Below are 12,625 nucleotides of genomic sequence, written 5' to 3'. Positions count from 1 at the left end.
ACTCTCTTGGGGTTCGATAAAGCCGCTGCTAGAGGGCGCGCATGACCGAATATGCCTCCGACCTGCTGACGCTGCTTTCCGAGCGCGGCCATCTGAACCAGATCACCGATGCCGGCGCGCTCGACGCATTGGCGGCGAAGGAAACGGTGACGGGCTATGTCGGCTTCGATCCGACTGCAGCCAGCCTGCATATCGGCAACCTCGCCTCGATCATGCTGCTGCGCCGTATCCAGCAGGCGGGGCACCGTCCCATCGTCGTCATGGGTGGCGGCACCGCCAAGGTCGGCGACCCGTCGGGCAAGGACGATATGCGCAAGATGCTGACAGACGATGTCCTGGCATCGAATATCGCATCGATCAGGAGCAGTTTCGAAAAGATCCTGCGCTTCGACGACAGCGAAACGGGCGCGATCCTGGTCAATAACGACGACTGGCTGAGCGAGCTTGGATACATCGAATTGCTGCGGGACGTGGGCAAGCATTTCACGGTGAACCGGATGCTGACCTTCGATTCCGTCCGCACGCGACTGGACCGGGAGCAGCCGCTGACGTTCCTCGAATTCAACTACATGATTCTGCAGGCATACGATTTCGTGAAACTGGCGCGCGATTACGATTGCCGCCTGCAGCTGGGCGGCAGCGACCAGTGGGGCAATATCGTGAACGGTATCGAGCTGGGCCGCCGTATCGACGGGCGTGAACTTTACGGTTTCACAGCACCGCTGATTACCCGTTCGGACGGGGCGAAGATGGGGAAATCGGTCGACGGCGCGATCTGGCTGAACGAGGATATGCTGCCGGCCTACGATTTCTGGCAGTACTGGCGAAATGTCGACGACCGGGATGTCGGCCATTTCCTGCGCATCTTTACCGACTTGCCACTGGACGAGATTTCACGGCTCGAAGCATTGGAAGGCAGCGAGATCAACGCGGCGAAGGAAATCCTCGCCAACGAAGTCACGACCATGGTTCGCGGATCGGAGGCCGCCGCTTCCGCGCAGGCAACGGCTCGCGATACGTTTGCCGGTGGCGGTGCGGGCGAGGACCTGCCTTCCTTGTCCGTCGGGACGGAGGGCAAGCGCATCGGCGCCATCCTGACCGAACTTGGTTTCACCGCATCCAACAAGGAAGCGAAGCGCAAGATTGCCGAGGGCGCAGTGAGGCTGGACGGACAGGCCGTCACGGATCCCGGGGCCCTGGTCGAACTGGGCGAAGGCGTTGAGGCGAAGCTGAGCCTGGGTAAAAAGAAACACGCAATTGTAACCAGATAAATCGTTTGTTTTCAGTGTCGTTGTGCCAATTCGGGACAGCGGCGCTTAACCCAATATCAGGCAAATTGCGGCATACAGCCCCTTCGCAAGTATTACTCGAAGGGACGCGTAATATGTCTGTGGGTGCACAGCTAACAGTAACCGATATGCGCCGCGCGGCGCGCCACCCGGTCGATTTTCCGGTGATTGCCGAACATCACCAGCATGGCGACATGAACATGCATATCAGCAATCTTTCCGCGCACGGGTTCATGGTCGACGATGCGCATGACATCGCGCGCGGCGACCGCGTCATCATTCGCCTGCCGGTTGTGGGCCGGATCGAGGCCTACGCGATTTGGACCCGCGACCACCGCGCCGGATTCCAGTTTGAGCGGATCGTCCGGCTCGACGATTTCCTGCAGATTATCGATTCGCTGCAGCCCAATCCCCGCCTGCGAAAGACACGATAGGGTCCATGCCAGTCGGCTAACCCCTTCCCTCGCCCGTTTGCGCCTGCCATGGCGCGCGGGTGAGTACTGCACCGACCGATACCGCCCCGCAGCCGACCCACCCGCTGAAGGTACACAACTTCCGCGCCTACTGGTTCGCGCGTCTCAGCATGACGCTTGGCCAGTATGCGATGATGCTGATCATCGGGTGGCAGACCTATAACCTGGCGCGCGACAGCGGGATGAGCGTGGCAGGTGCATCGGGGCAACTGGCGCTGATCGGCCTGCTGCAGTTCATTCCTCTGTTCCTGCTGACGCCGTTTGCAGGACTGGCGGCGGATCGCTTCAGCCGGACCCTGCTCGGGCGAATGACCATCCTGTTGCAGCTCGGCTGCGCTGCATTGCTGGCCTGGCTGACGTGGCACGGCTCGCTGTCTCTGCCGTCACTCTTCGCGGTCGCCATCGTGCTGGGCATCGTGCGCGCTTTCAACGGGCCGGCCCTGTCCGCCCTGGCCCCCAATCTGGTGCCCAAGGCAATCCTGCCCAACGCCATCGCCCTGTCCTCGATTGCGTGGCAGGCAGGCATGATCGTCGGGCCGGCGGTAGGCGGCTATACCTACGCCATACTGCCATCCCTTCCCTATCTCATCGCCTGCCTGCTGTTCCTGCTCGCAATCGTGGCACTTTCGACCATCGGCAATGTCCCGCGCTCTGCCATTGTCGGAGCGCAGCGGCCCATCGGACAGATCGTGGACGGTGTGAAATACGTGGTGCAAAACAAGATGGTGCTCGGGGCGATCACGCTCGACCTCTTTGCCGTCTTCCTGGCCGGTGCGACGGCGCTGTTCCCGGTCTATGCGCGCGACATCCTGCAGGTTGGCGAGACCGGTCTTGCGCAGCTTGCCATGGCGCCGGCTGTCGGGGCCGCGCTGACGGCGGTCTTCTTCAGCTTCCGCCCGCTCCGGACCAATGTCGGCCCGAAGATGCTGTGGGCGGTTGCCATATTCGGTGTGGCGACGATCGTATTCGGTTTCTCCACCTACATGCCGCTCAGCCTCGCGATGCTGTTCATCGTCGGGGCGGCCGACATGTTCAGCGTCTATATCCGCCAGTCGCTGGTCCAGTTGCATACGCCCGATGACAAGCGCGGCCGGGTTTCCTCCGCCAGCCTGCTCACCATCAGCGCCAGCAACGAAGGCGGCGATGCGTGGTCGGGCTGGCTTGCCAGCCTGGTGGGTCCGGTTGCGGCCGTCGTCGCAGGCGGTATCGGTGCGATCGTGACAGTCGCCTTGTGGAGCACCCTGTTCCCGGTGCTGCGTACGACGCGGACCTTTGACCCGCCGCCCGAGTTGGACGAAGAGTATCCAGAAGAAAGATTGCAGGAGAACATCCCATGAAGGCCGACACGATCCTCCAGACCATCGGCGGAACGCCGCATATCAGAATGGCCAAGCTGTTCCCGGACCACGAGGTCTGGATCAAGTCGGAGCGCGCCAATCCCGGCGGTTCGATCAAGGACCGTATCGCCCTCGCCATGGTCGAGGATGCGGAGGCGGCGGGCAAATTGCAGCCGGGGGGCACCATCGTCGAACCCACCAGCGGCAATACCGGCATCGGCCTGGCAATGGTCGCCGCGGTCAAGGGTTACAAGCTGGTGCTCGTCATGCCGGAAAGCATGAGCCTGGAGCGCCGCCGCCTGATGCTCGCCTATGGCGCGACATTCGACCTGACGGACAAGGCGAAGGGGATGAAAGGCGCGATCGAACGGGCGGGTGAGATCGTCTCGCAGACCGAGGGCGCATGGATGCCGAGCCAGTTCGACAATGACAGCAACTGGAAGGTGCATACGCGCACGACCGCGCAGGAAATCCTCGACGATTTCCGCGACACGCCGATCGATGCGATGATTACCGGCGTCGGCACAGGTGGCCACCTGACCGGCTGTGCCGAGGAACTGAAGAAGCATTGGCCTGAGATGAAGGCTTATGGTGTCGAACCCGCGCTCTCGCCGGTCATCAATGGCGGGCAGCCCGGCCCTCACCCGATCCAGGGCATCGGCGCGGGCTTCATTCCCGAGAACCTGCACACCCAGTCCATCAACGGCGCGATCCAGGTCGATGCCGAAGCGGCCAAGGACATGGCTCGGCGCGCCGCAGCCGAAGAAGGCATGCTGGTAGGCATTTCGAGCGGGGCGACGCTGGCGGCGATTGCGAAGAAGCTGCCTGACCTCGATGCGGGCAGCCGGATCATGGGCTTCAATTACGATACCGGCGAGCGGTATCTGTCGGTGCCGGACTTCCTGCCCGAAGCCTGAGGTCTGAGGTAAGGAAGCCGAGTGGGCGAAGTGCACAGCAACCTGACCCGCCGGAGTCTTCTGTCTGCCGGAGCAGTGTCGTTGCTCGCTGCGTGTTCGCACAGTCCGCGGCAGGTCACCTCCGCCTTCCGGCCCCCGGCCCTTCCGCCGCTTCGCTTCGAGCCAGAACTGGTCCGGCGCATGCTCGTTTGCCTTCGCCCGTTTCGCGCCTCCGGCCCCAGACTAGAACGCGAGCAGTTCGGTGAAACCGGCGTCATCCATAATTACGGTCACGGCGGTTCGGGCTGGTCGCTATCCTGGGGCTGCGCGGCGGAGGCCGTCCGACTTTCCGGATCGGCAGGCTCCGGTCCCGTTGCCGTTGTCGGTGGCGGGGTCATCGGTCTTACGACGGCAATCCGCCATGCCGAAAGCGGCAGGCAGGTGACGCTCTACGCCGACAAGCTTGCCGGAGAAACTGCATCGGCGGGCGCCACGGGGGTATGGTCTCCCAGCAGCCGGATCGGACTTGGCAGCGGCGTCGCGCCGGGTTTTGCCGACCGCTGGGAATGGTGGGCGCGCACGAGCTTTCCGGAGCATTGGAGTGCGATGGAGAGGGCCGGCAAGCCGGTCGAGATTCTGCCGCAATACGGAATTGGCGGCGGCAGCGAGCCGGATGTTGATGCGCGCCGCGACTGGTTGCACCTGTGGGGGCGTCTTCGCGGTCTTCTGCCACGTGGCCGGATGCTGGACGAAACCGAGAAACCGTTTCCCAACGTTCCCGTGCGACAAAGCACGACGATGGTTTTCAACATCGACCAGTATTTCGCGCTGTTGCAACGCCGATTCGCCGCCGCTGGCGGTTCGGTCGTCCGGCGACGATTCGCATCCCGCGAAGAGGTGCTGGCACTGCCCGAACGGGTCATCGTCAATTGCATGGGGTATGGCGCAAAAGACATCTGGGGCGATCCGGACCTGATCCCGGTACGCGGTCAGGTGAGCCATCTCGCCCCGCAGATGGCAGCGCGGTATTCGCTCTATTACGATGCCGTGCAGGCCATATCGCGCAGGGATGCGCTGGTCGTCCAGTATGTCGGCCCGAACGACGATTACGGATACGGCAATGCGGACACCGTTTCCGACCTGAACGAGCAGGTTTTGGCCCTTTCACGCATGCGGTCGGTCTTCCCCTGAACGAGAAAGGGCGGCTCCATTCCGGAGCCGCCCTTCCATTTTGCCTAGACGTTTTTCAATCAGGCTGCCGTGGCGAAAGCCTCTTCTGGCAGGGCCATCATGCTTTCGCTACCTGCCTCGATCTTGCGGCGCAGTGCCCCCGCATCGGGAACGAAGCGGTCGAAATAGTACCGCGCGGTCGCCAGCTTGGTCTCGTAAAACGCCTTGTCTTCGGGCGAGCCGGCAAGCGCTTCCTTCGCGACCTTGGCCATGCGCAGCCACATCAGGCCGAGCGTCACGATGCCCATCAGGTGCATGTAGTGATGGGCACCAGCCCCCAGATTGTTCGGGTTCTGCATGGCGTTCTGCATGAACCACATCGTCGCGGCCTGCTGTTCGCCAAGCGCCTTTTCGAGCTTCCCGGCCATCGGTGCGAGATCATCGTCCTTCTTCGCCTCGGCAATGTCTTCACCGATCAGTTTGAAGAACGCCTGGATCGCCGCCCCGCCCTTGCTGGCAAGCTTGCGGCCGCACAGGTCCATCGCCTGCACGCCATTCGTGCCTTCGTAGATCATGGCGATACGGGCATCGCGCACGAACTGCTCCATGCCCCATTCCTTGACGTAGCCGTGGCCGCCATAGACCTGCTGCATGTTGGTCGCGAATTCATAGCCCTTGTCGGTGCCGTAACCCTTGATGACCGGGGTCATCAGGCCAATCAGCTGGTCGGCCTCGGCCCGTTCTTCTTCCGTCTGCGCCTTGTGTGAAAGGTCGACGAGCAGTGCGCCCCACAGGCACAGCGCCCGCATGCCTTCGTTGAACGCCTTGGCGTCCATCAACATCCGGCGCACGTCTGGGTGGACGAAGATCGGATCGGCCTTTGCTTCCGGCTCTGCAGGGCCAGTCAGGGCGCGGCCCTGGCGGCGGTCCAGCGCATAGGTCACGCCGTTCTGATAGGCGATTTCCGACTGTGCGAGGCCTTGAATGCCGACCCCGAGACGGGCGGCGTTCATCATCACGAACATTGCGGCGAGACCCTTGTTCTCCTCGCCGACCATCCAGCCTTTCGCGCCGTCATAGTTCAGCAGGCAGGTCGCGTTGCCGTTGATACCCATCTTGTGCTCGATCGAGCCGCAGGACACGCCGTTGCGCTCACCCAGCGACCCGTCCTCGTTCACGAGGAACTTGGGCACCACGAAGAGCGAGATCCCCTTCGAGCTGTCCGGTGCGCCCGGCGTCTTGGCCAGAACCAGGTGGACGATGTTCTCGGTCAGGTCATGCTCGCCGGCCGAGATGAAGATCTTCGTCCCGGTAATCTCGTAGCTGCCATCCGCCTGGGGTTCGGCCTTCGTGCGGATCATGCCGAGATCGGTACCGCAATGCGGCTCCGTCAGGTTCATGGTGCCGAGCCACTTTCCGGCGATCATGTTCGGCACATACATCGCTTTCTGCTCTTCCGTACCGGCAGCAGTCAGCGCCGCGATGGCGCCGGTCGTCAGGCCCGGATACATGGCGAAAGCCATGTTGGACGTGGCCATGAATTCCTCGACCACGAAGCCCATCACGTGCGGCATCCCCTGCCCGCCGAACTCTTCGGGAGAGGCGATCGTGCCCCAGCCGCTTTCCACATACTGTGCGAAGGCTTCCTTGAACCCCTCCGGCGTAGTGACGCTGCCGTCGTCGTGGCGCGTGCAGCCCTGCTGGTCACCGACCTGGTTCAGGGGGTGAAGGACTTCGCTGCAGAATTTGCCGGCTTCGTTGATGACGGTATCGATCATGTCCGGCGTCGCGCTCTCGAAACCCGGCAGGTTGCCGTAGCTCGCCAGGTCGAGAAGTTCGTTCACGACGAAACGGGTGTCACGCGTCGGGGCAGTATAGGTGGGCATCAATTATCCTTTGTGGACGAGTGGTTTGGTTCGGGGGGGTGGTCGGCCCGAAGGCCGGTAAGGTCACTTCACCGGATCGATTGTCTCGATATGTTCGATGAATTCGGACAGCTCGCTGATCGACGAATCGATATCGTCACGCTGCCGTTTCAGCTTCGCGACATGGGCACGGCATTTCTCGACCGTAACGCGCCGCTGTTCGACGCGACCGTCGCCAAGGTCGTAGAGATCGATCATCTCCTTGATCTCGGTCAGGCTGAAGCCGACATTCTTCGCGCGCATGATCCATGCGAGGCGCGCACGGTCGCGCTTGGAATAGACCCGCGTCAAACCGACCCGGGCGGGTGCGATAAGTCCTTCGTCTTCGTAGAATCTCAGCGCACGCGCAGTGCAGTCGAATTCGCTCGTCAGGTCGGAAATCGAAAACTGTTCCCTGGCGAGTTCGTCGGGACGCTCTAGATGCGCGTATTCACGCTTTGCGGTGGTGGCTGACATGCCACCCGCCTACATCCCCCTTACGTAAAGGTCAAGATGTTACGTTCCGGAGAACACCGCCCTCCAACTGGCGATAGAAACAGCTGCGCGCGCCGGTATGGCAGGTGGGCCCTGCAGGCTCACACTGCAGAATGATCGCGTCCTGGTCGCAGTCGACCAGCACCTCGTTTACGCGCAGGACATTTCCGGAGCTTTCGCCCTTCTGCCAAAGCTTCCCGCGCGACCGCGAATGAAAATGTGCGAGCCCTGTCTTCACCGTCGCATCCAGCGCCTCGCGGTCCATGAACGCGACCATCAGAATGTCGTTTGTCGCTGTATCCGTTACGACGGCGGTCAGCAGTCCATTGTCATCGAACTTGGGCAGGAAAGTCTTGCCGCTTTCTCGCTCTTCTTTGGTCGGCTGTTCCATGTCGTTGATCGGTCCACGCTATAGTTGTTGCAGTTACGTCACAGGCGCGATGCGAAATCGGCAGTTGTGGCTAATGCCTCTTCCTCATTGGCCGCGCAAATGGAACATCTTGTCCTACGACGTAGCGACGTCGCCCACATTTTGGATTGCAGTTTGCAGCCAGGTTTTGGGGAGAGGGTGCCGGTCAAGAGGCCGGTATCATTTGACGGATGAGGGACCGGGTTCCCAGCTCGGCCATCGGGGGAAGGCCGCCGGAAACCGGAAAAGTTTCGTCACGCGGCGCCCGGGGTTCCGAAAGGGACCTCGGGCGTTTCGTTTTCTGCTTTTGCTGCGACCGGGCGACTTCCCCCTCGCTCTCCATCGACGACCCGCGCAAAACAGGCGATGCGGACATCGTGGGCGCCGCCTTTCAGCAATGCAGTCAGGCACGCATCGGCCGTGGCGCCGCTCGTCATGACATCGTCGACCAAGACGACGCGTCGTCCCGCGATCATTCGCAGGCCTCTCGCGGACACCCGGATGGAGCCATGCAGGGCCTTGCTGCGCGCTTGCCTGCCGAGCCCCCCGAGGCTCGGTGTGGCAACGGTCCGTTCCAGGGCGTCGAGAACGACGCCGGCATCGGTGATCCGTGCGATCTCGTTCGCCAGCAAGCCCGACTGGTTGTACCCCCTCCTCCAGATCCGCCATCGATGCAGCGGCACCGGGACGAGCACCGTCTCCGGGTCCAGGGGTCCGAGCCGCGCGGCCATCAACCGTCCCATCATGCGGGCAAGTGCGATCCGCCCGCCATGCTTGAACGACAGGATCAGTTTTCGTGAGGCATCATTGTAGAACGTCGCTGCGGCAATTCCGGAATGGCGCGGCGCCTCCTTCATGCACGGCGCGCAAAGCGGCGCGTCATCCATGCCGAGGGATGCGGGCAACGGCCTCTGGCAGGCGCTGCATTGGGGCGCGCCCGGAATGTCCAGCTGCGCCCAGCAATCGAGGCAAAGCCCTTCCTGCGTCCCCAGCGCATCGCCACACAGGGGGCAGCGCGGCGGGTAGGCCAAGTCGATCATCGGCTTCAGCGCGCCGGCAAGTCTCGAAGGGAAAGACATTCTGTCCGTGCTGCACCTCTTGCCGCGGACAGGCAAGCGCGTCAGGAGGCGGGGCATGTCCCAGATACAAGTTCCCCAGATTTTTAGTTCCGACCGTCGCCGCGCCCGTAGTCTTCGCGCCGCCAGCCGGCAGGAGCGCGATCCCTCGGCTGCGCGTTTCATCAGCGATGAGATTGCGGCCGACATGACCGAGCGGCTTCAGTTCGTCCGGGCAGAGCCGGACAGGGCCTTGCTGGTCGGACAGGTCAGCGGAGAACTTCTATCCCACCTCGCCCCGGCCACCGTCACCGCCCTGCCCTTTCTCGATCTGGAGCGCCCCTACGATCTGGATAGTCCGGGGCGAGGTTTCGATTTTATCGGCATTTCGGGCGAACTGGACGCGGTCAACGACTTGCCCGGAGCCCTGATCCATGCTCGCAATGCGCTCGCGCCAGGCGGACTCGTCATTGCCAGTTTTGTCGGCGGCGGAAGCCTGCGGCACTTGCGTAGGGCGATGATGGCTGCGGAGAAGGGGCGGACCGCTGCGCGGATGCATCCGCTGGTCGATGCCCGCGCCGCCCCCGACCTTTTGCAGCGCGCAGGCTGGAAGGACCCGGTCGTCGACACTTTCACCCTGAAGGTTCGCTATGGCGCACTGGACCGACTGGTGTCGGATCTGCGCGACCAGGCACTGGGCAATGCCCTGGCCGATCATGCGCCGCCCTTGGGCAAGGAGGCCCTTGCACGCGCAAGCAGCGCGTTTCTCGATCAGGCCGATGACGACGGGAAGGTCACGGAAACCTTCGAGATCATCACCCTGACCGGCCGCCGATCCCTAGCTGGAACGTAGCGAAGCCTGCGCCGCCGCCAACCGCGCGATCGGCACGCGGTAAGGCGAGGCACTGACGTAATCGAGCCCGGTCGCTTCGCAGAACGCGATGCTGGCCGGATCGCCGCCATGCTCGCCGCAAATCCCGAGCTTGATATCGCCGCGCGTCGCGCGTCCGCGTTCTGCGGCAAGTTCGACGAGTTGGCCCACGCCGTCGATGTCGAGGCTGACGAACGGATCGCGCGGGAAGATTCCCTTGTCGACATAAGTCGCGAGGAAGCCGCCTGCGTCGTCCCTCGAAACCCCCAGCGTCGTCTGCGTCAAGTCATTGGTTCCGAAGGAAAAGAACATCGCCTCGTTGGCAATCTCGCCAGCCATCAGCGCAGCGCGCGGCAATTCGATCATCGTCCCGACGAGGTAATCGAGCGTCCGGCCGCGGCTTTCGAAGACTTCCCCTGCGACCCTGTCGACAAGCTGCTTCAGCAGCGCGAGTTCGCGGCGGGTGGCCACCAGCGGAATCATGATTTCCGGCACGGGCGCTTCCCCGCTTTCCTCGGCGACATCGCAGGCCGCCTCGAAGATGGCGCGCGCCTGCATCTCGTAGATTTCGGGGTATGTGATACCCAGACGGCATCCACGATGTCCCAGCATCGGATTGAATTCATGTAATTCTTCCGCCCTGCGGCGAAGCTGCGTTACCCCGATACCGGTGGTGTCGGACAGCTCTTCGAACTCGCGGTCGTTGTGCGGCAGGAATTCGTGCAGCGGCGGGTCGAGCAGGCGAATGGTGCACGGCAGGCCTGCCATGACCTCGAAAATCTGGCGGAAATCCGCGCGCTGTTCGGGCAGAAGCTTGGTCAGGGCCTCGCGGCGTCCGCGTTCGTCCTCTGCGAGGATCATCTGGCGAACCGCGCTGATCCGGTCGGCATCGAAGAACATGTGTTCCGTACGACAGAGCCCGATCCCCTCCGCGCCGAACTGCCGCGCCATGCGGCAATCGCCCGGCGTTTCGGCATTCGTGCGCACCCGCATTCGGCGATGGGCGTCGGCCCATTCCATGACGGTGCCGAAGTCGCCGGCGAGCTCGGGTTCGATGGTGGCCACTTCGCCTGCCATCACCTGACCATTGCCGCCATCGATGGTGACGACGTCACCTTCCGCCAGGCCGCGGTTGCCAATGCGAAGCGTACGCGCCTCGCGGTCGATCGAGACGGTGGACGCGCCCGATACGCAGGGGCGCCCCATGCCGCGCGCCACCACGGCCGCGTGTGACGTCATGCCGCCACGCGCTGTCAGGATGCCCTGCGCCGCGTGCATGCCGTGAATGTCTTCGGGGCTGGTTTCCACGCGGACGAGGATGACCTTCTCGCCACGTCCCGCCCATTGCTCCGCCGTATCTGCGTCGAGAGCGATCTTGCCGCTGGCCGCGCCCGGGGAAGCGGGCAGGCCCGCCGTCATGACGTCACGCGGCGCATCGGGATCGAGCGTCGGGTGCAGCAACTGGTCGAGCGCCATGGGGTCGACCCGCAGGATCGCCGTGCGTTCGTCGATCAGGCCCTCGCCCACCATGTCGACCGCCATCTTCAGCGCGGCCTTGGCTGTACGCTTGCCGTTGCGCGTCTGCAGCAGAAACAGCTTGCCGCGTTCAACCGTGAACTCGATGTCCTGCATGTCCTTGTAATGCTGCTCCAGCAGCTCGAACACGCGGGCCAGTTCGCCGTAGGCTTCGGGCATGGCCTCTTCCATGCTGGGCTTGTCCGCACCCGCTTCCTCACGCCGCGCCCTGGTCAGGTATTGCGGCGTGCGGATACCGGCGACCACGTCCTCGCCCTGGGCGTTGACCAGCCATTCGCCGTAATAGGTCCGTTCCCCGGTCGAGGGGTCGCGGGTGAAGGCGACGCCGGTGGCGCTGGTGTCGCCCATATTGCCGAAGACCATCGCCTGCACATTCACCGCCGTGCCCATGTCGTGCGGTATATCGTTGAGACGGCGGTAGATTTTTGCCCGCTCGCTATCCCAGCTGTCGAACACGGCACGAATGGCGCCCCACAGCTGCTGCGTGACGTCCTGCGGGAACGGCGCGCCCAATTCTTCCTCGACGATGCGCTTGTATTCGCCGACCAGCGCCTTCCAGTCCTCAGCCGACATCTCGGTATCGTTGTAGAAGCCGTTGTCTTCCTTGGCGATTTCCAACGCTTCCTCGAACAGGCCATGGTCGAGGCCGAGCACGACGTCGGAATACATCTGGATGAAACGGCGATAGCTGTCCCAGGCAAAGCGTTCGTCGTCGGCAATCGCTGCAAGGCCCAGCACGGTTTCGTCGTTCAAGCCGAGATTGAGGACGGTGTCCATCATGCCTGGCATCGAGATTGCTGCGCCGGAACGCACGGAGACGAGCAGCGGGTCTTCCTTGTCTCCCAGACGCTTACCCACGGTTCCTTCGATATGACCGAGGGCCGTATGCACATCGTCGCGAAGGGTTTCGGGGAATTCGCCGCCCTGTTCCAAATAGCGCAGGCATTCTTCCGTCGTCAGGGTGAAGCCCGGGGGAACGGGCAGGCCGATCTCTGCCATCTCGGCAAGGTTCGCACCCTTGCCGCCGACCACGGTCTTGTCCTTGGCCCTGGCATCGGTTGCTTTTGCCGAGCCGCCGAACGTGAAAACTGTCTGTGCCATTCAAACCCCGGCGATGTTGACGAAGTTGACAGGTGCCAACCTCACGTCAGGCAATCAAGTTCCTGACAGGAAATGGTTTCTTACCCCCG

General features: G+C 62.9%; 11 protein-coding genes. 6 read left to right on the top strand and 5 right to left on the bottom strand.

The window, feature by feature from the left end; all coding sequences use genetic code 11:
- Positions 1-41 precede the first annotated feature (41 nt).
- The 5 genes from tyrS to PF049_08885 all read left to right on the top strand — a co-directional run bounded on the left by tyrS (position 42) and on the right by PF049_08885 (position 5,186).
- Complete coding sequence (gene tyrS, locus PF049_08905) at positions 42-1,271, top strand: tyrosine--tRNA ligase (GenBank protein WBY15717.1); 1,230 nt, start codon at positions 42-44, stop codon at positions 1,269-1,271.
- Positions 1,272-1,384: 113 nt separating this feature from the next.
- Positions 1,385-1,723 carry a PilZ domain-containing protein gene (locus PF049_08900; protein ID WBY15716.1) on the top strand — a complete coding sequence of 113 codons (339 nt, stop codon included), beginning with the start codon at positions 1,385-1,387 and terminating at the stop codon, positions 1,721-1,723.
- Positions 1,724-1,782: 59 nt separating this feature from the next.
- Positions 1,783-3,099 carry an MFS transporter gene (locus tag PF049_08895; protein ID WBY15715.1) on the top strand — a complete coding sequence of 439 codons (1,317 nt, stop codon included), beginning with the start codon at positions 1,783-1,785 and terminating at the stop codon, positions 3,097-3,099.
- On the top strand, positions 3,096-4,016 hold the full coding sequence (gene cysK / locus PF049_08890) for a cysteine synthase A (GenBank protein WBY15714.1): 921 nt from the start codon (positions 3,096-3,098) through the stop codon (positions 4,014-4,016). Before PF049_08895 ends, cysK begins: the two co-directional genes overlap by 4 nt.
- A gap of 180 nt (positions 4,017-4,196) precedes the next feature.
- Positions 4,197-5,186, top strand: a complete 990-nt coding sequence (locus tag PF049_08885) for an FAD-dependent oxidoreductase (protein WBY15713.1) — start codon at positions 4,197-4,199, stop codon at positions 5,184-5,186.
- A gap of 59 nt (positions 5,187-5,245) precedes the next feature.
- Here the strand turns inward: PF049_08885 and PF049_08880 are convergent, their stop codons facing one another.
- The 4 genes from PF049_08880 to PF049_08865 form a co-directional block, all read right to left on the bottom strand.
- Positions 5,246-7,051, bottom strand: a complete 1,806-nt coding sequence (locus PF049_08880) for an acyl-CoA dehydrogenase C-terminal domain-containing protein (protein WBY15712.1) — start codon at positions 7,049-7,051, stop codon at positions 5,246-5,248.
- Positions 7,052-7,114: 63 nt separating this feature from the next.
- Complete coding sequence (locus PF049_08875; GenBank protein WBY15711.1) at positions 7,115-7,546, bottom strand: MerR family DNA-binding transcriptional regulator; 432 nt, start codon at positions 7,544-7,546, stop codon at positions 7,115-7,117.
- Positions 7,547-7,577: 31 nt separating this feature from the next.
- Positions 7,578-7,955, bottom strand: a complete 378-nt coding sequence (gene hisI / locus PF049_08870) for a phosphoribosyl-AMP cyclohydrolase (GenBank protein WBY15710.1) — start codon at positions 7,953-7,955, stop codon at positions 7,578-7,580.
- 272 nt (positions 7,956-8,227) lie between these two features.
- Positions 8,228-9,052, bottom strand: coding sequence for a ComF family protein (locus tag PF049_08865; protein ID WBY15709.1), 825 nt, complete (start codon positions 9,050-9,052; stop codon positions 8,228-8,230).
- A 55-nt stretch (positions 9,053-9,107) separates the two neighbouring features.
- Between PF049_08865 and PF049_08860 the strand changes: the two genes are divergently transcribed.
- Positions 9,108-9,881 carry a methyltransferase domain-containing protein gene (locus tag PF049_08860; GenBank protein ID WBY15708.1) on the top strand — a complete coding sequence of 258 codons (774 nt, stop codon included), beginning with the start codon at positions 9,108-9,110 and terminating at the stop codon, positions 9,879-9,881.
- On the opposite strand, the gene ppdK is transcribed toward PF049_08860, so the two are convergent.
- The gene (gene ppdK / locus PF049_08855; GenBank protein ID WBY15707.1) at positions 9,867-12,536 is read right to left on the bottom strand and encodes a pyruvate, phosphate dikinase; all 2,670 of its coding nucleotides are present in this window, start codon (positions 12,534-12,536) and stop codon (positions 9,867-9,869) included. The two genes, PF049_08860 and ppdK, sit on opposite strands and share 15 nt — an antisense overlap.
- Between the last annotated feature and the right edge of the window lie 89 nt (positions 12,537-12,625).

It is taken from the genome of Erythrobacteraceae bacterium WH01K, assembly GCA_027941995.1.
Classification (GTDB): Bacteria; Pseudomonadota; Alphaproteobacteria; order Sphingomonadales; family Sphingomonadaceae; genus CAJXSN01.
Note: the sequence above shows the minus strand (reverse complement) of the source record. Positions and strands in the feature narration are given on the sequence as shown.

Coding starts and splice junctions, on each gene's coding strand:
- PF049_08885 (WBY15713.1), top strand. CDS start 4,197: ATGCTCGTTTGCCTTCGCCCGTTTCGCGCCTCCGGCCCCAGACTAGAA.
- ppdK (WBY15707.1), bottom strand. CDS start 12,536: ATGGCACAGACAGTTTTCACGTTCGGCGGCTCGGCAAAAGCAACCGAT.
- PF049_08865 (WBY15709.1), bottom strand. CDS start 9,052: ATGTCTTTCCCTTCGAGACTTGCCGGCGCGCTGAAGCCGATGATCGAC.
- PF049_08900 (WBY15716.1), top strand. CDS start 1,385: ATGTCTGTGGGTGCACAGCTAACAGTAACCGATATGCGCCGCGCGGCG.
- cysK (WBY15714.1), top strand. CDS start 3,096: ATGAAGGCCGACACGATCCTCCAGACCATCGGCGGAACGCCGCATATC.
- PF049_08880 (WBY15712.1), bottom strand. CDS start 7,051: ATGCCCACCTATACTGCCCCGACGCGTGACACCCGTTTCGTCGTGAAC.
- PF049_08875 (WBY15711.1), bottom strand. CDS start 7,546: ATGTCAGCCACCACCGCAAAGCGTGAATACGCGCATCTAGAGCGTCCC.
- PF049_08860 (WBY15708.1), top strand. CDS start 9,108: ATGTCCCAGATACAAGTTCCCCAGATTTTTAGTTCCGACCGTCGCCGC.
- tyrS (WBY15717.1), top strand. CDS start 42: ATGACCGAATATGCCTCCGACCTGCTGACGCTGCTTTCCGAGCGCGGC.
- hisI (WBY15710.1), bottom strand. CDS start 7,955: ATGGAACAGCCGACCAAAGAAGAGCGAGAAAGCGGCAAGACTTTCCTG.